Source organism: Streptococcus sp. cx1, from assembly GCF_052384325.1.
Taxonomy (GTDB): domain Bacteria; phylum Bacillota; class Bacilli; order Lactobacillales; family Streptococcaceae; genus Streptococcus; species Streptococcus salivarius_G.
Genome location: NZ_JBQSUN010000001.1, coordinates 66,171 through 87,221, shown reverse-complemented (window position 1 = coordinate 87,221; position 21,051 = coordinate 66,171). Strand labels below are relative to the sequence as shown.

Sequence of the window (21,051 nt, the reverse complement as noted above, 5' to 3'; positions counted from 1 at the left end):
AATAGTTTGTAATATTTTTTGCTTCATTCAACTAAAAAAAAACACCACCCTCACAAGAGAGTGATGTTACAAATCTTAAGAAATATCCACATAGCGTCTTGCACCGCTATAAGTCATATAAGATAACCAGGTGTGTCCATCGGCTGTAAGGACCTTGTCATAGCGAACGGACATGCCTTTATCATAGTAGGCTAATTCTGGACTAACAACACTTGGTTGAGCCTTGATAGAGCTAGGTTTGGTAAAGGTATAAGTGCCAGTTGCCGCTAGGCTTGGACTTACTGGTTGAGTAACTGCTGTTGCCTTACCATCAATAGCAATGTATCGGCGGTTGCCTCCATGGCTGACATAAGAGAGCCATGTATGACCATCTGCAGTCACCAATCTGTCATAGTTAACGGACATACCAGCATCATAGTAAGCCAACTCTGGACTCGCTACACTTGGTTCTGCTTTAATGCTAGAGCGTTCTTTGAAAGTATAGGTACCAGATGATGGTGTGCTTGGTTGAACAGGTTGTTCTACTGGTTTAGTCACACTTGTTGGTGCGATAGCCACATAGAAACGATGTCCTGAATAGCTAAGGTAAGAAAGCCATGTATAGCCATCATTATTGACAACCTTGTCATAGTTGACTGACATACCAGCATCGTAGTAGCTAACATCTGGGTTGGCTACCAAAGGTTGAGTCTTGATGCCAGTACGGGCGGTAAAGGTGTATGAACCTGAAGCTGGAAGGTTGTGGCGGGTTGCATTTTGAACTGGAACAGTTGTGCTAGTGCCTCCGATACCTACCATTTTACCATCTTGGACATAGTAGAGATGGACAATGTATTCACCTGCTTCAGCCTTATGGTCACTAACATTGATACGAACCTTGTAGCTACCATCATTTTGTCTGCTAGCTTGGTGCCATACAAGATCGTCTTGACCGTTTTGAGCTGTCCAAACTGGAACACTTACGCCTTGGATAGCTTTATCACCACCAGAAACATTAGTGATATGAACGTCAAAACCAAGGTTAGAGAGATTTTCAATATTGATAGTACCGCTTGGTTTGCTTTCTTGTTGAGCAAGTTTAGACACGGCTACATAACGGCGGTTGCCATTGTAGCTGAGGTAAGAAAGCCATTGGTAACCATCACCACTGACAATCTTGTCGTAGTTAACTGACATACCAGCATCGTAGTAGGCTAACTCTGGGCTTGCTACACGAGGTTCTGCCTTAATGCTAGAGCGTTCTTTGAAAGTATAAGTTCCTGAGTCAGGAAGGCTATAACTAGTTGTTGTATGAGTTTCTTCAACCTTAGTAGGAACTGTGTAAGTTGTGCCACCCACACCAACTAATTTACCATTAGTTTCAACATAGTAAAGATGAACATTGTAGAGACCACGTTCATTCTTATGGTCAGTTAGACTGACGTTAACCTTGTAGTTGCCATTGTTAAGACGAGTCGCATTGTACCAGATGATATCATCTTGTCCATTCTTTTCAGACCAGATTGGAACAGATACCCCGAGGACACCGTTTTGGTCTGAAACATTACTGATAACCACACTAAAGTCACCATTGTCATGGCTTTCAATAGCGATATCACCTCTTGGTTTAGCGACAGCCTCTGCAGTAGCACCTAGGTCGACGTAACGACGAGTACCATTGTATGACACATAAGAAATCCAACGGTGGTTGTCAGCAAGCAAAGATCTATCGTAGTTGACTGACATACCTGGATCAAAATTGAACTCAGTCTTAGCAGTCAAGCTAGGTTGGTTCTTCACATCTGCAGGTTTAGTGAAGTAATAAGTACCACGTTCAGGGATGGCTTCATCTCTAGTCGCTTCAGTGTTGCTACTAGTATTTTCAGCCTTTAAAGCTGCGATATCAGCATAGTAGCGTTCATAGTCGTAACCAATGTAAGAAATCCATTGGTGATTGTCTCTCTTCAAGACCTTGTCATAGATAACATGGTCACCTGCACTAAAGACAAAAGTAGGTTTGATATCCATGATTGGCGCAGTACGAATTTCTGTTGTGCGACGGAAATAATAGGTGCCGTTTGATGGGATATCAAGAGAACCATCAGCAGTCACTGGACCATCCACACCAGGTTGAGGAGTATCCACAGCTTCACGGTCAGTAACTCTAGCTTCTGCTACTTCCGAAGTTACTGAACGGTTAGTCTCACTTGCTACTTCAGAGCTAGCTACTGATGATACTTCAGAACGTGGACTAGCCACTTCTGATCTAGAAACAGTAGCAACAGCAGATGCAGAATGAGCAACCTCTGCCGGTACTTCCAAAGAAGCAGCCTCGCTAGCCACCACACTATTAGCTTCAGAAGAGGCAACCTCACTGCTAGCAAGCTTAGGTCTTGGCGCTTCAGATCTTGAAGCTGGTTGATTGAGGACATCGGTAACAGCTTCTGAAGTTGCCTGGTCGATTTGAAGTGGTTCAGAATTATTTACAAAAACTTCATAATCCTTGCTGGTACTTGTGCTGTCGGCTTGTTCCTGAGCCAAAGCATGTCCACCAAGCATCAAGCTCGCACCAATCAAGACTGATGCAGCTCCAAAAGAATATTTACGAATTGAGTAACGTTGACGTTCCTTAACAACATATGCCTTTCTCATTTTGATCACTCTCACTTTCTAGGCTGTTTGATAAACATTGGAATCGTTTTCATATTTCTATTATACCCCTTTGGAATATTTTTTACAATTATTTCAATATTATTACTAAAGTTTTCAAAGAAAAAAGATAGGATTTTCATCCTACCTTTTTAAGTTACTTTTATTGTATCACGTCTTAAAGCTGTTCTGCTACTGCTGAAAGAAGATCTTGGATACCATTGGCATCACTACCACCGGCCATGGCCATATCTGGTTTACCACCACCACGACCTGATACGATTGGTGCGAGAACCTTGATAACATTACCTGCGTGAACATCTTTAGACTTGCTTGCTACAAGGACATTAACTTTTTCGCCAATGTGAGCTGCAAGGACAAGGACGTCAGAGTAGTCTGCTTGTTTCCATTGGTCAGCAAATGTACGAAGGGCACCTGCGTCAGATACTTCCACTTGGCTAGCGATGTAACGAACACCGTTAGCTTCTTTAACGTCTTTGAAGACATCACCAGCTGCTGCAGCTGCTGCTTTTTCTTTAAGAGCAGCATTTTCTTTTTGAAGGGCATGCAACTGCTCTTGAAGGCTAGCAACCTTGTTAGGTACTTCTTTCAATTGTGGTGCCTTAAGTGTTGCTGCGATCGCTTTGAGGGCATCTTCTTCTTCACGGTAAGCAAGGTAAGCTTCACGTGATGTCACTGCCAAGATACGACGTGTTCCTGAACCGATACCTTCTTCTTTCACAATCTTGAACATACCGATTTCAGCAGTGTTGGCAACGTGCGTACCACCACAAAGCTCAACAGAGTAATCACCGATTGAAACGACGCGAACATTCTTACCATATTTTTCGCCAAAGAGGGCCATAGCTCCCATTGATTTAGCAGTGTCAATGTCTGTTTCAATAGTTGTTACTGGAGTTGCTTTCCAGATTTCTTCGTTGACTTGTTCTTCGATAGCACGCAATTCTTCTGGAGTTACAGCCTCAAAGTGAGTGAAGTCGAAACGCAAGAATTCTTGTTCATTAAGAGAACCCGCTTGAACAGCATGATCACCAACAATATTATGAAGGGCAGCATGCAAGAGGTGAGTCGCTGTGTGGTTTTTCATAACACGGTGACGACGTGTGTGGTCAATTTCAAGTTTGTAGTTAGCACCTACAACAAGTTCGCCTTCAACCTCAACAGTGTGAAGGGCTTGTCCATTTGGCGCACGTTGAACATCAACAACACGCGCAACGACTGTACCAGCTGCATCTGAGATCGTACCGTGGTCTGCTACTTGTCCACCCATTTCAGCGTAGAATGGTGTTTGTTCAAAGACAAGGAGTGCTTGACCAGAATTTACACTATCATGACGAGCATCGTCAGCAACGATTACGCTCAAACGGCTTTCTGTTGTTTCAGCCTCATACAAGAACTCAGATGGTTCAGTGATGTTGGCGAGTGTTTCATTTTGCATACCCATAGAACCACCTTTAACCACGCTAGCACGCGCACGTTCTTGTTGTTCTTTCATGGCAGCTTTGAAACCTTCATGGTCAATCTTGAAGCCTTCATCTTCAGCCAACTCTTCTGTCAATTCCACTGGGAATCCATAAGTATCGTAAAGTTTAAAGATATCTTTACCTTCAAGCGTATCTTTACCAGATTTCTTAAGGTTAGCAAGAAGCTCGTCAAGCATGCTTGAACCTGCATCGATGGTACGTGCAAAGGTTTCTTCTTCACGTTTAACGATTTTTTCGATAAAGTCTTTCTTCTCAAGAACTTCTGGGTAATAGCTTTCCATGATTTGACCAACAGTTGGAACAAGTTTGTACAAGAAAGCATCAGAAATGCCGAGACGACGGCCGTGCATTACGGCACGACGGAGAAGACGACGAAGGACATAACCACGACCTTCATTACCTGGAAGGGCACCATCACCAATGGCAAATGCCAATGAACGGATGTGGTCAGCGATAACCTTGAAGCTCATTGTGTCACCATCTGGATCATAAGTTTTACCAGACATTTTTTCGATTTCACGAATGATAGGCATGAAGAGGTCTGTTTCAAAGTTTGTTTTAGCCCCTTGCATTACGGCTACAAGACGTTCAAGACCTGCGCCCGTATCAATGTTTTTATTAGGAAGTTCTTTATATTCTGAACGTGGAACAGCTGGATCTGCGTTGAATTGTGACAAAACGATGTTCCAAATTTCAATGTAACGATCGTTTTCAATATCTTCTTCAAGCAAACGAATACCAATATTGTCAGGGTCAAAGTCTTCGCCACGGTCAAAGAAGATTTCAGTATCTGGTCCTGAAGGTCCAGCACCGATTTCCCAGAAGTTATCTTCAATTGGAATCAAATGACTAGGTTCAACACCGCAAGCAATCCAACGGTTGTATGAATCTTTATCATCTGGATAGTAAGTCATGTAAAGTTTGTCTTTTGGAAAATCAAACCACTCTGGGCTTGTCAAAAGCTCATAACCCCATTCGATAGCTTCGTCACGGAAGTAGTCACCAACTGAGAAGTTACCAAGCATTTCAAACATTGTGTGGTGACGAGCTGTCTTACCAACGTTTTCGATATCATTGGTACGGATAGCCTTTTGTGAGTTGGTGATACGTGGATTTTCAGGAATCACAGAGCCATCAAAGTATTTTTTCAAAGTGGCAACCCCTGAGTTAATCCAAAGAAGGGTTGGATCGTTAACTGGAACCAAGTTAGCTGATGGTTCAACAGCGTGACCTTTTGATTTCCAGAAATCAAGCCACATTTGACGAATTTGTGCTGAAGTAAGTTGTTTCATTGTTTCTCCTTAAATAAATGTTTCTTATTTTGAGCTATTCTCGAGCATTTCCACATAGTCAATAGCAACACACAGGGAAATGGCCAAATCGGCGTAAGTATTTTCATAAACAGTAACAGTATAGGTCGATGTCAGATGGAAGAGCTCCTTTTGAATCCTAGCAACTACCTGATTTTGACTATTAAGCAGTTGAAAATCCAAGTCCCAAATATTACCCTCTATTCGCAAGCCAAGATTATCGACATCATACTTATCACGAAGAAGGGTTAGTTTTTTACGAATGTAAAAACTCGAACCATCCTGCAAGTCTACTGTAAACTTAGGCAAGAGACTAAGTGGCTCCTTGGTGATATGACTAACCTCACGACCGTCCTCACCAAAAATCGTAAAGGTCTTTGGAATCTTAAAAAAGGACCCTTCAACCTGATAGGCAACTCTACCTTGATCATCCTTGATATCAAAGCGTTCGCCACCCAATCGAAACTTCTGTTTGACAAAATAGGTTTTCATACGCTACCTCCAATATTGCCATACAGTTCATTCAGAAAATACCCAAAGAATAAAAGACAAGACCACTAAACGAAGGGCGACGTGAACCGCGGTACCACCTTCATTCAATGAACTTGTCATTCTTATTTGTCTTTAATTGTGAACTTTGAGTAGCAAGTAACCAGATTCGTCCATGGCTCGCAGCGACCGCCATTTTTCTGTATCAGAAGCGATGATTACCAATCTCAAAGGGAAGGCTAAAAATGTCATGATATTAGAACTCTCAGCCACTCTCCATTTTAACGTGTTTTAGGTCTTAGGTCAAGCTGATAATAGCATTATCAACTCTATCTTGTGATTTATTTGCTAGAGCTTGATGATGAACTTGATGAAGCCCCAGAACCAGTCACATACTGGTCAAGAATTGCGCTGAAGGCCTTGTCTACAACTTTAACATTGTATTTCTTAAGGACCTTAGCAATCACTGAGTTAGTGAAGTTAGTATCAGATTTCTTACCATTGATGATGACCTTAGTCAAATCATCCTTATAGTTTTTCCAATCTGCATTTTTCTCAGATTTTGAAACAGTTTTGACGATGTAGTAAGTTGCAGCACCAGTTGAGCTGTTTGAAACAGTCACTACGTCAGAAACGGCATTAGCATCTTGTTTGAAGGCTGCTGTCAAAACATCTGCTGGGAAGTCTTGTGAAGCTGAGTTAACTGTCTTAGAAGTCACTTCCAAGCTGTTATCTTTAGCTACTTGTGAGAAGTCTGCTCCTTCTGCCTTAGCTTCAGAGTCTACTTTATCTGCCACTGCTTTATCAGTAGTTGAAACCACTTGCACCTCTGTATTTGGTGTGTAGTTATCATAGGCAGCCTTGTAATTTGCTTCCGTCAAATCTTTTTGTGCGGCTTGGTTAACAGCATACTCAACCAATTTTTGTGTACGGATTTGATTACGGTATGACTCTTCTGTTTGACCATAGGCTGCAAGTACTTGTGAGAATTGATCTCCGTATTGTTCTGAAGCTTGCTTATAGGCTTTGTCAACGTCTTCTTTGCTGACTTTGCTACCATATTCTTTTTCAAGAGCCTTTTGCAAAGTTGCACTCAAAACACTTTGTTGTGTTTGGCTGCTACCTTTAAGTGAATCAAAAACATCACCAACAGTAACAGTATCACCTTTCATAGATACCAAAGTTGTTTCTTCAGTTGTTTTGTTACCTAGAGAAACATACATAGCACCTGCACCAACGAGAGCTGAAACAGCTACAAGGGCAAGACCTCCAAGGAAGCGACCACCTGAGCTTGGTTTACCAGCATCACGTGTCTTTTTAGTTTTAGCACGTTTAGCTTTTTCTTTCGCTTTTTCACTGGCGAGGGCGATGCTTTCCTCTTCTTCTTTTTGGCGATCAAGATGCTCTTGTTCTGCGTCTTTGTCTGCTACAACCTCTTCAACAGTTTCTTCTGTTGACTCAAGATTTTCATTTTCTTTAGCCATTCTATCTACTCCTTAAATTGTCAATATCTTTGTTATTATACCACACTTACTTAAATAATGCTTAATCTGGCAAGATAATATTTTCAGAATTTTTCCGAAGCATAAGAAGTCCGTCACTCATAGGGACCAAACTAGCAGTCAATCCAGGGTTATCTAAGGTCGCATCGAAAAGACGATGCAAGCCACGGTAAATCGTACGCTGACCACGGCGAACCTCCATGATGTCTTTGGCAATGTCCCCACCTTGGAAGATATCATCAAAGACGATGACACCACCTACCTTGAGACGTTTTAGGATTTCAGGCAGAAAGACGATATATTTAGACTTGGCTGAGTCCATAAAGACAAAATCATAATCAGTGTCCAAATCTTTCAAAACTTCCGCTGCATCTCCTTCGACCAAGGTAATTTGTTTGCGACTGTCATACTTGGCTAGATTTTCCTTGGCAAAGCCAATCATTTCTTCATTACGATCAACCGTTGTAATCTGAGCATCAGGTGCATACTCAGCCATAAGAAGGGCTGAAAAACCAATAGCTGTTCCTACCTCAAGGATTTTCTTAGGCTGCAAGGTCTGTAACAAAAATCGGAAATAAGCAACTACTTCGTGCTGGATAATTGGAATATTTTCCTTACGAGCAAAGGCCTCCAGTTCAGCCAAATGCCCTTTATTTTCCTGAAGATGCGTTCGCATGTAGTCCACGATATCCTTGTTGACTACAGGACGTCGCATGTTGTGATTTGCGTTTTTACTATATGATTTAACCATGTGTTTTATTATATAAAAAATCCCTAGCGAGTGCTAGAGATTTTTCTTATCTATAAATCAAATCGTCATCATTAGGCTACTTGACGTACCCCCCTCTTTTTCAAGAGGTAAGCAATGACCAAAGCCACCACGTAAAGAGCAATAAAAACAAGCAAGGTCATCTGGTATGATTTTGTCAATTCGTAGGTTACCGACAAGAGCATTGGCCCCACTAAGGCCGCCATCGCCCAGGCAGTCAAAATATAACCATGAAGGGTAGCCAACTCCTTTGCCCCAAAGATATCGCTAAGGTAGGGAGGAATCAAGGAGAATCCTGCCCCGTAGCAAGTCATCAGAACAGCCATCGCAACCACAAAGACAAGTGGAACTTGCAGGACAATTAGGAGGACGGCCATAACAATATTAACCACAAAGAGGAGGATAAAGGTCTTCGGACGCCCAATATAATCCGACAAGCCTGCCCACAGAAGGCGACCAAAACCATTAAAGATTCCCATAACACCTACAACAACTGCCGCTGATTCCGCTGACATCCCAACCATATCTTGAGCCATTGGAGAAATAGCAGAGACAAGGGCTAAGCCACATGAAATATTGATAAACAGAATAAGCCATAACCAGTAGAAAGTTGATGATTTCAGAGCCTCATTAGCCGTAACTCCTTTACTTAAATCAGCAGCCTGACGGTTTGGACTCTTGTCAGCCAACAGTTGTGCTTCCTCTACACTTGGTCGTTTAATGAATTGTGAGACAAAAAGCATAACAACAAAATAAACAACTCCCAAGATATAAAAGGTCTGCTCAACACCACGTGCCTGAATCAGATATTGGGCAATAGGACTGGTTAACAGCGAGGCAAAGCCAAAGCCCATAATGGCAAGGCCAGTCGCAAGGCCACGCTTATCAGGAAACCACTTAATAATGGTTGAAACAGGCGTAATATACCCCACACCCAGTCCTAGACCACCAAGAATACCATAACCAAGATAAAGCATCCACAGCTCTCCATGAGCAATGGCAACTCCTGTCAGAATATTTCCCCCAGCATAGAGGACCGCCGACATACTTCCAGTCACTCTCGGACCAAATTTTTCAACCAGACGCCCCATGAAAGCTGCAGAAAGCCCTAGACAAAAGATAGCCAATGAAAAGGCAAAAGAAACTGAAGATTGATCCCAGCCAGTCTGGGCCATAATAGGATTACGATAGATACTCCAAGCATAGGTAGACCCCAACATGAGATGGAGTAAGACACCACACGTTGCTACAAGATAACGATTGGTTGTTTTCACAAAAACCTACTTTCTATTTCTGAACATTGTTCACTTATAAAACACAAAACGTTAGGTTTTTAGTCTATCATGAATATAAACCATGGGCTATAAATATGCTCATCAACTCATTTCCAAATCAATTAGAACTTGTATTCTAGTAAACGTTCGTTTTTAGACATAAAAAGAATCATCCTGATTCAGAATGATTCTCTCTTATAGTGACTTATTTTTAAGAAAGGTGAACACCTTTTTCAACCAAGTCTTCCAATTCAACGAGACGGTCTTCAAAAACTTTGAAGGCAGCATCCAAGTAGTCGGTATTGGTCATATCAACACCAGCTTTCTTGATGACTTCCAAAGGATAGTCTGAGCTTCCCGCCTTAAGGTAAGTAAGGTAAGCTTCCTTATCTTCTTCAGTACCATGAACAATTTTTTCAGCCAAGTAGCTTGCTGCCGCAAACCCTGTAGCGTATTGGTAGACATAGTAATTCATGTAGAAATGCGGAATACGTTCCCACTCAAACTGAATTTCGTAGTTATCTTCAGCTTTGAGATTATAGTATTTCTCATTGAGATCTGCGTAAAGCTTATTCATGAAGTCGGCTGTCAAGATTTGACCAGATGCATCTGCTTCATGGATAGCATGTTCAAACTCTGCAAATTGTGTTTGACGGAAGACAGTTCCCTTGAAACCATCCAAATAGTGGTTAAGAATAGCAAAACGTGTCTTGTCATCTTTGACCTCTTTAAGAAGCGTTTCTGTCAAGATATTTTCATTGGTTGTAGACGCAATTTCCGCCAAGAAGATTGGGTAATCTCCGTAAACATATGGTTGAGTCTGACGTGTGAACGTTGAATGCAAACTATGACCAGTCTCGTGAACCAAGGTAAAGAGATTGTCCAAAGTATCTTGCCAGTTCAAAAGCATGAAAGCATTGGTATCATAGGCACCACCTGAGTAAGCACCTGAACGTTTTCCTTTGTTAGGGTGAACGTCAATCCAACGTTCCGTAAAGGCTGCATGAACCCCTTTACTATACTCTTCACCAAAGATTGCCAAGACTTCTTCTGCTTTCTTGAGGGATTCTTCATAAGTAAGAGCAGTTTCAGTCTCAGAAAGTGGTGTATAGACATCATACATCTTAAGCTCGTCAAGCCCCAAGACCTTCTTACGCAAATCAAGGTAACGATGCAAAAGTGGCAAATGCTTGTTCACTGATTCCAAGAGTGAATCATAAACACTTTCTGGAATAAAGTTAGCTGCAAGTGCTGCATGACGTGCTGAATTATAGTGACGAACTTTGGCTTGGTAATTGTGAACCTTGACAACGCCTTGGAGTGTTTGTGCATAAGTATGTTGGAACTGCTCGTAGGTCCCATACATCGCTTCATAAGCTCCCTTACGAATGTCACGGTCCTTAGATTCCATGAGGGTGATAAAGTTACCATGTGTCAACTCAACCACATCCCCTTGACCATCTGATACCCATGGGAAGAGGATATCAGCATTATCCAAGACATTGAAGGTATCCGTTGGACCGTTGAAGATATCACCTGCTGCTGCCAAGAGCTCCTCAGCTTCTTGAGAAAGAACGTGGTCCTTGTTTGCCAAAAGGCGTTCGAAATAGTGGTCATAAAGTCCAAGACCTGGCTCTTGTTCTTTAAACTCAGCTAATTTCTTATCATCCAAGGCCATAAATTCAGGCTCAAAGTATGCAAAGGCTTCACTCAACTGTGAGTAAAGGTTTGAGGCCTTAGCTTGGTACTCTTGGTAAAGCCCTACTGTTGTGTCTTGGTCATTTTTCATTGACGCATAGACATAGATTTTCTCCAAGCGACGCATAAGGCTCATATAAAGTTCTGTTGCCTCAAGCAAGTTCTTAGCAGAATCTAAGAGATGACCTGCATAAGCACTAGCCTTCTTCAAATCCTGAACAGTGCTTTCATACTCAGTCTCCCAATCTGCATCTGTCGCAAAAATGGTCGTCAAATCCCATGTGTATTTCTCTTCTAAATGAGCACGATTGTCTGACATAATATTCTCCTTAATTGTATCTATTCTTTACTATTTTAGCATAAAAGGTGGGAGGGTAGAGAGTTTGTCGATAAGAAAAATGCCTTTTTCGATAATATTGCATAAAAAGCTTTTCAAAACCTTCAAGTGACTGTCTAATTTGTACAAAACCCTGCTTAGATTCTGGAAATCTCACTTGTGGAAAAAAATCCTGATCAGACAGGCATAACAAATTCATTCCCTTAAGATAGGCTTTTTCCTGCCTTCTCATCCACCTTGGATTTTTCCCAATTAATTCTCGTTGAATCACATGTGAGACCTTCTTTCGCTGAGTTACTTGATAAGTCTCAACCTGCTCTGCTTGATAAGGAAAACGTAAAACTGTCATGAGATTTTCGGTTAACGGCCAAGCCTTAGTTAAATAATAGACTTTCCCAAAAATATCCTCATAGATGAGATACTTAAGTCTAATTTCCTCTTTCTTCCAATCAAGCTCCCACAGGTGAAATCCAATCTTAGCCGAAAAATAGAGAAAGTCCCGCTGTAGGTCTGTTAAACGACCATTCAACCAGAGTTCCTCACCCAAAAGCCAACGCACTTCGTAACCTGCTTGGTGATAGGCACGTGTCCTCTCTCTCAAACGTTGCTGGGATAACCGAGAACACTGAACTTCTAGAGCCAGGGAATCGCCAACAAATAAATCTGCAATTTGCCCCATCTCAGACAAAACCTTTTCAATCCTTACTTTTTCACCATGATTAACCAAAGATTTATACAAAGCTGCCTTAAGGGATAAATGTTGAGCCGATTCATTCTCCGAAAAGAACTGACAATTTTGCAAAGACTTATGAGCAAAATGTGGACACATTACCTGGCCATGCCTCAACAGGACAACTCCCTGGCAACCAGGACAGCTATAGGATTCCTTACGTTGCAAACTGGTTTCTAGAGCTGAAACGAGGTTTCCCTCCTGATTTCTTGCAATTAACACGACACCCTCCTTCATGCACTCTCTTACTTATTCGCAAAAGAATTCACAAAATAAAAAACATCTAGATTACTCTAGATGCGTCCCCCATTCAAACTGAAACTTGCTCCCTGCTGTATGGAAACTTAGGTTTATAGGTGTATTGCTTACCTTGGAATACAAGTGCCGCTCAGTCCATTTGATCTCTTTTCAAAAATCTCAATTCTTCAAGGAAAATCCCCCAATTTTCCTAGGAATCAGGATTTTGAAAACAGTTTCTATCCCACATAACCATTAAAAATAGCTAATGTAGCATAGACAGATGCTCTCACAAACATCTGGTCAAATTCCGTCACTGAAGCATCATCCCAATATGCTTATCACCCTTTTGTTCCGCAATCCCAATAAAAACTTAATCCTTGAGTTGATAATGAGATAAAACAATTTTTAGACTTTTACAAGTTAAAGTCTTTATTTACTAACATTGAACCACCATTTCCCTAGGTGCAGTTCAATACCAACAAACGCAAAATCGTGTTGGTTCAAAATGGTTTCTAGTTAAGAGTATCTTGTGATTGATAGTCAGTCAATCTGAAGAACTTTCCCTCTAGCTTCTTTACGTAGAACGTCATACTACTTACAAGATACTATTTCCTAGAAGAGTATTAGCTAAAACGCCACTCTCAAAACATACCACCTATCAGTCATTAGGTTTAGTCCACCTTCTGATAGGTATATTAGCAGTTACTGCTTTATTTTCTTTCCCTCTTCGCTTTTGACGATTAGTCTCTACCGATTCTGCTGTTTTTGAATCTGTCGTTTGCTCTACACGGATTAAAAATACCGCTAGCTCCCGCTACGATGATGCTGATGTTTTAAATCGATTAATCTAATTTTTTGCTGTTTAAATCTTCTCTTTTTTAAATCATCACAATGAAACATTGGAATTTGATAACTTAGAATTCCAGATTCTAAGCTAGTCCTTTTTGACTAGGGAGTCACCCTGCCAAAAAAACAAACTCTTCCTAACACAATCTATTATACTGTATTATAATTTTTTGTCAATTAATTTATTTCATATTTTTTGAAAATAATATTTACACCCTTGTTTTATACATAGTTAACTATAGAAAAAAGCTTATAATATAGGCTTTAGTTGCGATTTTGAAAAAATTAGAAAATGTATGTCTATTTTTCTTTTTTCAGTCTAAATCAAGCAACCCCAGGAAATGTCAGAAAATTTCATCTTTATTATTTCTGGTTAACTTAATTTTTCCAAACTAAAAAAACTAGGAAATTTTCCTAGCTTTTTTATGTATTATCTTAGTGTTTACGTTTGTAAGTTGAAATACCGAACAAGGCCAAAGCTGATGTCACCATAGCTGCACCTGCTGCTGCAGAAGCTACTGTTGATTTTTCACCAGTAGATGGAAGAGCTGGAGCTTCTTCTTTTACAGGTACTGATGTTGGTGTTACAGGTTTACCTGGTGTAGGTTCTGTTGGAGTTGTTGGTACTTGAGGTTTTGGTTTCTCAGTTGTTTCTTCAACAGATACAAAGTTTTTGTGGTAAGTAACTTTTGCTGAAACAGTGTTTGGAAGAACTGGTTTGTTTGGTTCTTCTGGCAATTCAGGAACAACTACTGTTGAGTTAGTTGCGAACCAGTAAGCAGTTGGAACGTTAAGGTTATTTCCGCTTACGATGAAGTCCATTGGTTCACCCTTGAAGATTGTTGCAGCAGCGCCATAGTAGGCATTCTTCGTACGAGGTGTTCCGTCTGGGTTGATCGCATCCCAACCTTCATCTGTAACTTCACCAGTTGTTGGATCCACTGTTGGGTCACTGTTAAAGCGTGAACCGTTAGCCACAAATTCGTTATCGTTTGTTGCATAAGCATAACCATCTTCATGCAAAGTGATAGATGAACCAGGAATTTGAACGTATTCATTACCATTCAAACCAACTTTTTCAATGTGGTTTCCAAGCTCAGTGTTCCAGTGGTTAAGTGAAGAGATACTCAAAACTGATCCGTTCTTAGACAAATCAAGTGGTGTCACTGATGACTCAGAATCAAAGAAGTTCAAGTTCATCTTAACGTGAAGTTTTTTGTTAGTGTCGTCAGTTTGTGAACCAATGAAAAGTGTCTTAGTTGGATCGTGGTACAACTTAACAATGGCTGAACCATCTGCACTTGGTGTTTCTACCAAAGTGTAAGTTGCAACGATTTTCTTAACTGGAGTACCATTGAATGATGTTCCGTTTAGGTTGTTGTATGTTACAGTCAATGTTTGACCTGTAGCCATCTTCAACCATACATCTTCAGTGTATTCACCGTCAGCATTGATAGTGTATTGTGTACCGTTAGCTGCACTAAAGTCACTTGGAATGTAACGAGATGTGTTGAATTGTTCAAGGATTTCATCTACTGAGTGACCTGATTGGATTGTTTTATCCAAGTAGTCAACAGAACCTGCTGAGTTTTCAACAGTCATAGTAGCATCAGATTCTGTTTTATAGATCAAGCCAGTAGCATTTTCAGCCAAGCCTTTTGTCAAGAGACGAGCTGTTGTTCCCCCAGTGTACTCTTTGTATGATTTTTCCCAAGCAGCATAAGCAAGAACGTCTTGGTAGTATTTATCCAATTGTGTCTTGTAATCTGCAAGTTTTTGTTTATATTCTGAAACCGCAGTTGTCAAAGCTGTTGTTTGAACTTTGTTGTCATTGTTAGCAGCTTCAACGCTAGTGTGTTTAACACCTGCTTCTTCTGTAGCTATGAATCCCCCTGTAGCAACAACATTTGCTTTAGCAGATGTAAGAGCTGCATCAGCTTCTTCACGAGTCAATTTATTTTCAGAAACAACTGTATTTGAAGCTTCTTGAGCATCTTTAGCTGCTTGATCTTGGACAGCTTTAACATCAGCAGAATCTTTTGATGCTACTGCAGTCGTTGTTGCAGCTTCAACAGCGTTATCGAAGTCAGGATTTGAAACTTCAGCAATAGCTTTAGTTGTTGTTTTTACAGTAGTATCTGTTTCAGTAGTAGTTTTTTCTTCTGTTCCAGGTACTGTAGTAACAACTGCTGCATCACCTGTTGTTTTAACAAGGTTAGCACTTGATTCTGCAGCCGTATTTGATACGGTTGCATCAGTATCAGTAGTTGCTGTTACATCTTTAGCTTCATCCGCAGCTGCTACGCTTGTAGCCGCGAGTCCTGCAAGCAATACGCTTGAATACAATGTTGTTTTAAATGGATTGACTTTCATTTACACTTTCTCCTTCTTGGTTAACATTTTATTAACCTATTTTCTTCACCGTTTAATATACTACCGTGATTTTCAAAATTTGGCAATAGCTTTCTGAAAAAAATATTATATATTTGCTACATGTTTTTAAAATTTGACACACTTTTGTTATATTTTAATCATTTCTTTACAATAAAGAGTAATTCGTAAGGATTTTACAGAGTTTTTACTTAATACTTTCTTATAACTGTTCATTTATTTCTCATAATAAACTGTTTCAACGATAGAATAGGCTTTCTATTAGAAGCAGGTCATCAAGAACCGGCCTCTTCATAACTAAAAATACATAAAAAACACCTTCAAGTCCTTGACTTTAGTCGTTTTTCGTCGTATGCTTGAAAAAAATGTTAAGAAAGTTGGGGGACTTTTCAATGACAAAAAAAGAAACTAGGACACTGATCCTTTTTGGGGTTAGTATTATTTTTGCGAACCTTGTACTTCGTTTGCTTCTTAAGCCACTGCCAGAGGAGATAGCCTTTCTCATTAAGACACTAGGCCTAGGGTGTGGCTACTATTTCCTAGTCCATAAGCGACTAGGATTAAAAATAAAATCAACTAAAAAGATCAGTTGGTCTGAAACCTTAAGTGTATGTTGGTTGGTTCTTTTAGCAGATTTCTTCTATCTTTCTGCGGGTGCTTTTGGTATCATTAAGGCACCTCACATGATAGGAACTGCCTTGACTATTGCCTTAGGGGCTGGTTTTTTCGAGGAATATGTTTCTCGCGGACTCTTCCTTAAAATCGCCTTCCAAGATGGTGTTAAATCTTCAAAACAGGTTTTAGGTGTCGTTCTCCTATCTGCCTTATCCTTTGGGTTGGCTCATCTTGTAAATCTCACTCATCAACCCTTGAATGCTACTCTGTTTCAGGTTTATTATGCGACAGCTATAGGTATATTCTATGCGGCTATTTACTTACGTACTGGTAGCCTGTGGTGGACTATTATTCTGCACTTTTTGATTGATTTTGCCAGTGTCCTTATCTCGCAATCAACACAGGCTGCACCAGCTACAAGTATTTGGCATTTCATTTTCTGGCTACCTTTAATTGCCCTAGGACTCTTTCTCATTCGTCCTAAAAAATTGAAAGCCATTAGATATCTTAATGATTAATATTTCAAACTGCATCCCATAAGTTAGATTTTTGGTGTCTAACCTGTGGATGCAGTTTTTTCATTTATCAGAACTGCTTTCTTACGACTTATCTCAATTTCCATAATTAAAAACGATTTATTCATAGAAATTTCATATCAGGTCTTCATCTATTCCTATCAGAATTTTGCTGATTTTAGACTTCTCATTTTGTTATAATATGACCTACAATCATATTTTTTCAAAGGGGATGCTTATGAATTTTCAACAATGTCGCTATGTTCAGACTATCGCTGAAACAGGGTCTTTTAGTAAGGCTGCTAAAAAACTCTTCTTGACTCAGCCTAATCTCTCAGCATCCATCCGTGACTTAGAGGAAGAACTTGGTGTCCAACTCTTTGAGCGTTCCAATACAGGAGCTAAACTAACTGATGACGGTCATGATTTTCTCAAATACGCCAAACGTATTCTTGGAGAGTTAGATCTCCTAGAAGGACGTTACCGTAAATCATTCAAGAAATCATTCACTGTTGCCAGTCACCACTACGATTTCTTATCACTTCCCATGGCTCACATTGCCCAACGTTTTCGTAGTGATTATCAAGAATTTCAACTGATTGAAACAACGACTAGAAAGATTCTCAAAAGCGTTGAAAGCTTCGAAAGTGATCTGGGGATTATTTATCTAGATGAAGACAATGACCATATCCTTGAACGCAGTTTCCAACACATGGATCTGACTTTCACCCCACTCGGAGAGTTTGAAACTAAGATTTTCTTAGGTCGTCAACATCCCCTAGCTCACAAAAAATCCCTCAATCTCAAAGATTTAGAGGGATACCCACAGGTCCGCTTTCGTCAAGAAAGCTCTGGAATCCATTTTGACGAAGATCCTCTCGAGGTTCTGCCTGACCAACAAGTGATTTACAGTAATGACCGAGGCAGTGTCATGAATTTGCTCTGTGCCTCAGATAGTTACGCTTCTGGTCTCGGTATTGTTAATAGTTTCATTAAGGACCAAATTGTTTTACTTCCACTAAAGAACAGTCCAAAGCACACCTTGGGTTTTGTGACCAATAATAAACAGAAACAATCCGCAATTATTCAAGCATTTATCGAGGAAATTCAGGATAGCTTACTACCCCACCACTAAGGAGAAGAAAATGGAATTTCAAACACTTAATAATGGCATCAAAATACCCGTGCTTGGTTTTGGTGTCTGGCAAATTTTCGATCAAAAAGAATGTCAAAAAGCCGTTGAAGATGCTCTTTCTGTAGGCTATCGATTGATTGATACTGCTAGTCTTTATCGAAATGAGGAAGCCGTGGGACGTGCTATTAAGGCATCTGGTATCCCTCGCGAGGATATTTTCCTGACTAGTAAGGCCTGGATTAGCCAGCTTGGCTACGAAGATACCAAATTAGCCCTAAAAGAAACACTTCGCAAACTAGATACTGACTATCTTGATTTATATTTGATTCATCAACCTTTTGGCGACTTACATGGTGCCTGGCGTGCTATGATTGAGCTTAAGCATGAAGAACTTATTAGAGCCATTGGTGTTTCTAACTTCTCAACAGGGCGTTTGGCGGATTTTGCCTTGCAGACACCTGTAATTCCAGCAGTCAATCAAATCGAGTTGCATCCCTATAAACAACACAAACTGATTCAGAAAGCTGATAAGGAATTTGGCACCCTAACGCAAGCCTGGGCTCCTTTCCACAGAGGAGAGGACGGTATTTTTGAGGACCCAACTCTAACTGCTATTGCTGAAAAACATGGCAAGACAGTTGCCCAGGTCATCCTCAGATGGCAAACCCAACAAGGCATCTTGACCATTCCTAAAAGTACCCATATCGAACGGATGAAGGAAAACTTTAATAGCTTTGACTTCCACCTAGACCAAGCAGACCTTGACGCTATCAGTAAACTAGACCGATACCCAAATGCTTATGGTCCTGATGAAAGTGTGGAACGCATTAAGCATTTATTGAAATATAGTGTATAAGAAAACGAGTTCGACTGAACTCGTTTTCTTATACAACAAGTCCTCTTAAGACTTTCCTTAAGAGTAGATGATTTCCGGTTTTAAGGAAGCAAAACTGCCGAGAACTCAACAAAGATCTATTTAAGCGCTTTACTCACAACTGAAGATTAGTAAAAAACAGTTTCCCAATTCAAAAAATTGATAAACTGTTTTTTTATGATATTTTACCCAATCACACTTCCGTTTGGAACAGATGGATCTACTGTCAAGACAGTGAGTTTGCCGTCATGTTCTGCGGAAAGAATCATACCTTGGCTGACATATTTCTTCATCATCTTACGTGGTTTGAGATTAGCCACGACTTGAAGTTTCTTGCCGACCAATTCTTGTTCGTTCGGATAGAATTTAGCGATACCTGAGAGGATTTGACGATCTTCACCGTCACCAGCGTCAAGACGGAAGCGGAGCAATTTGTCTGAACCTTCGACCTTTTCTACTTCTTTAACTTCAGCGACACGGATTTCAACCTTGTCAAAGTCGTCAAATTTAATTTGGTCTTTTTCAGACTTAAGTTCAACCTCTTCTGGGTTCCATTCCTTCTCTTGAGGTTTGCCTGCGTTCATTTGAGATTGGATGTAGGCAATTTCTTCGTCCATGTCCAAACGTGGGAAGATTGGTGTTCCTTTTGAAACGACTGTCACATTCTCTGGGAAGCCTGAAAGTTCAAGATTTTCAAGGTCAAACGCTCCTGGCAAGCCAAGTTGTTCCATGATGGCATTTGAAGTGGTCATCATGAATGGTTGAATGAGGTGGGCAACGACACGAAGACTAGCAGCCAAGTGAGCCATAACAGCTGCCAATTGTTCCTTGTCACCATCTTCTTTTGCAAGGACCCATGGAGCTGTTTCATCAATATACTTATTGGTACGTGAAATGATGTTCCAAACGGCGTCCAAGGCACGTGGGAAATCTACAGCATTCATTTGTTTGTGGAATTCTTCAATATTTTCAGCCACAACCTTAGCCAAATCAGCATCAAAGTCTGTAACGTTCTCAACATAGGCAGGCACTTGACCACCGAAATACTTGTTAATCATGGCAACTGTACGGTTGAGGAGGTTCCCAAGGTCATTAGCCAACTCGTAGTTGATACGGGCCACATAGTCTTCTGGTGTGAAGGTACCATCTGAACCGACAGGAAGACTACGCATGAGGTAGTAACGGAGTGGATCAAGACCAAAATGCTCTACCAACATTTCTGGATAGATCACGTTTCCTTTAGACTTAGACATCTTACCGTCTTTCATGACGAACCAACCGTGGGCAACAAGACGTGTAGGCAATGGCAAATCAAGAGCCATAAGGATGATTGGCCAGTAGATTGAGTGGAAACGAAGAATATCCTTACCAATCATGTGGATAATTTCGTGGTTTTCATCATTTTGCCAGAACAAATCAAAGTTACCATGCTCATCCTGACCATAACCAAGGGCAGTAATATAGTTGATAAGAGCATCAATCCACACATATACCACGTGTTTTGGATCTGATGGGACTTTAACCCCCCAAGTGAAGGTTGTACGTGATACTGCCAAGTCTTCCAAGCCTGGCTCGATGAAGTTTTTAAGCATTTCATTCATACGACCATCAGGTTGGATAAATTCTGGGTGTTCTTTAAAGAAGGCCGTCAAACGGTCTGCGTAGTTGCTGAGTTTAAAGAAATATGATTCTTCAGACACTAGCTCTACTTCATGTCCTGATGGAGCCACACCACCAATAACATTGCCTTCTTCATCACGGTAAACTTCTGCCAACTGACTTTCAGTGAAGAATTCTTCGTCTGAAACTGAGTACCAACCAGAGTATTCACCAAGGTAGATATCTCCTTGTTCCAAGAGGCGCTCGAAAACTTGAGCAACAACTTTTTCATGGTAATCATCAGTCGTACGGATGAATTTATCGTATGAGATATCCAAAAGTTGCCAGAGGTCCTTAACACCAACAGCCATACCATCCACATACTCTTGTGGTGTGATTCCTGCTTCTTCAGCCTTTTGTTGAATCTTTTGGCCGTGCTCATCAAGCCCAGTAAGGTAGAAGACATCATAGTTCATCATACGTTTGTAACGTGCCAAGACGTCACAAGCAATGGTTGTATAGGCTGAACCAATATGCAATTTACCAGATGGGTAGTAGATAGGTGTTGTGATGTAGAATGTTTTTGTCATTTTA

At 40.6% G+C, this 21,051-nt stretch carries 14 protein-coding genes; 3 read left to right on the top strand and 11 right to left on the bottom strand.

Annotation, left to right across the window (positions count from 1 at the left end):
- Nucleotides 1-75: 75 nt before the first annotated feature.
- From ACT170_RS00420 to ACT170_RS00375, 10 genes are all read right to left on the bottom strand, one after another.
- A complete protein-coding gene (locus ACT170_RS00420; RefSeq protein ID WP_444817883.1) occupies nt 76-2,631 on the bottom strand; it encodes an SH3 domain-containing protein in 2,556 nt (851 codons plus the stop codon).
- A 175-nt stretch (nt 2,632-2,806) separates the two neighbouring features.
- Nucleotides 2,807-5,425 carry an alanine--tRNA ligase gene (gene alaS, locus ACT170_RS00415; protein WP_151404507.1) on the bottom strand — a complete coding sequence of 873 codons (2,619 nt, stop codon included), beginning with the start codon at nt 5,423-5,425 and terminating at the stop codon, nt 2,807-2,809.
- 24 nt (nt 5,426-5,449) lie between these two features.
- The gene (locus ACT170_RS00410; RefSeq protein ID WP_037611989.1) at nt 5,450-5,935 is read right to left on the bottom strand and encodes an LURP-one-related/scramblase family protein; all 486 of its coding nucleotides are present in this window, start codon (nt 5,933-5,935) and stop codon (nt 5,450-5,452) included.
- A 132-nt stretch (nt 5,936-6,067) separates the two neighbouring features.
- A complete protein-coding gene (locus tag ACT170_RS00405; protein WP_153300621.1) occupies nt 6,068-6,205 on the bottom strand; it encodes a hypothetical protein in 138 nt (45 codons plus the stop codon).
- Nucleotides 6,206-6,273: 68 nt separating this feature from the next.
- Nucleotides 6,274-7,416 carry a peptidyl-prolyl cis-trans isomerase gene (locus ACT170_RS00400; protein ID WP_014633987.1) on the bottom strand — a complete coding sequence of 381 codons (1,143 nt, stop codon included), beginning with the start codon at nt 7,414-7,416 and terminating at the stop codon, nt 6,274-6,276.
- A 61-nt stretch (nt 7,417-7,477) separates the two neighbouring features.
- The gene (locus tag ACT170_RS00395) at nt 7,478-8,185 is read right to left on the bottom strand and encodes an O-methyltransferase (RefSeq protein WP_151404508.1); all 708 of its coding nucleotides are present in this window, start codon (nt 8,183-8,185) and stop codon (nt 7,478-7,480) included.
- Between the two features lie 71 nt (nt 8,186-8,256).
- Nucleotides 8,257-9,477 (bottom strand): L-lactate MFS transporter, encoded by a 1,221-nt coding sequence (locus ACT170_RS00390; RefSeq protein ID WP_104020688.1) that lies wholly within the window; start codon nt 9,475-9,477, stop codon nt 8,257-8,259.
- Nucleotides 9,478-9,688: 211 nt separating this feature from the next.
- Nucleotides 9,689-11,494, bottom strand: a complete 1,806-nt coding sequence (gene pepF, locus ACT170_RS00385) for an oligoendopeptidase F (protein WP_014633984.1) — start codon at nt 11,492-11,494, stop codon at nt 9,689-9,691.
- Between the two features lie 10 nt (nt 11,495-11,504).
- Complete coding sequence (locus ACT170_RS00380; protein ID WP_444817882.1) at nt 11,505-12,464, bottom strand: competence protein CoiA; 960 nt, start codon at nt 12,462-12,464, stop codon at nt 11,505-11,507.
- 1,299 nt (nt 12,465-13,763) lie between these two features.
- Nucleotides 13,764-15,701 (bottom strand): GbpC/Spa domain-containing protein, encoded by a 1,938-nt coding sequence (locus ACT170_RS00375; protein ID WP_288586388.1) that lies wholly within the window; start codon nt 15,699-15,701, stop codon nt 13,764-13,766.
- Nucleotides 15,702-16,111: 410 nt separating this feature from the next.
- Between ACT170_RS00375 and ACT170_RS00370 the strand changes: the two genes are divergently transcribed.
- The 3 genes from ACT170_RS00370 (at nt 16,112) to ACT170_RS00360 (ending at nt 18,840) form a co-directional block, all read left to right on the top strand.
- A complete protein-coding gene (locus tag ACT170_RS00370) occupies nt 16,112-16,852 on the top strand; it encodes a CPBP family intramembrane glutamic endopeptidase (RefSeq protein WP_288586390.1) in 741 nt (246 codons plus the stop codon).
- Between the two features lie 235 nt (nt 16,853-17,087).
- Complete coding sequence (locus ACT170_RS00365; RefSeq protein WP_002885507.1) at nt 17,088-17,984, top strand: LysR family transcriptional regulator; 897 nt, start codon at nt 17,088-17,090, stop codon at nt 17,982-17,984.
- A gap of 10 nt (nt 17,985-17,994) precedes the next feature.
- The gene (locus ACT170_RS00360; protein ID WP_444817881.1) at nt 17,995-18,840 is read left to right on the top strand and encodes an aldo/keto reductase; all 846 of its coding nucleotides are present in this window, start codon (nt 17,995-17,997) and stop codon (nt 18,838-18,840) included.
- A 203-nt stretch (nt 18,841-19,043) separates the two neighbouring features.
- Here ACT170_RS00360 and metG read toward each other — a convergent pair whose 3' ends face one another.
- Nucleotides 19,044-21,047, bottom strand: a complete 2,004-nt coding sequence (metG, locus tag ACT170_RS00355) for a methionine--tRNA ligase (RefSeq protein WP_444817880.1) — start codon at nt 21,045-21,047, stop codon at nt 19,044-19,046.
- Between the last annotated feature and the right edge of the window lie 4 nt (nt 21,048-21,051).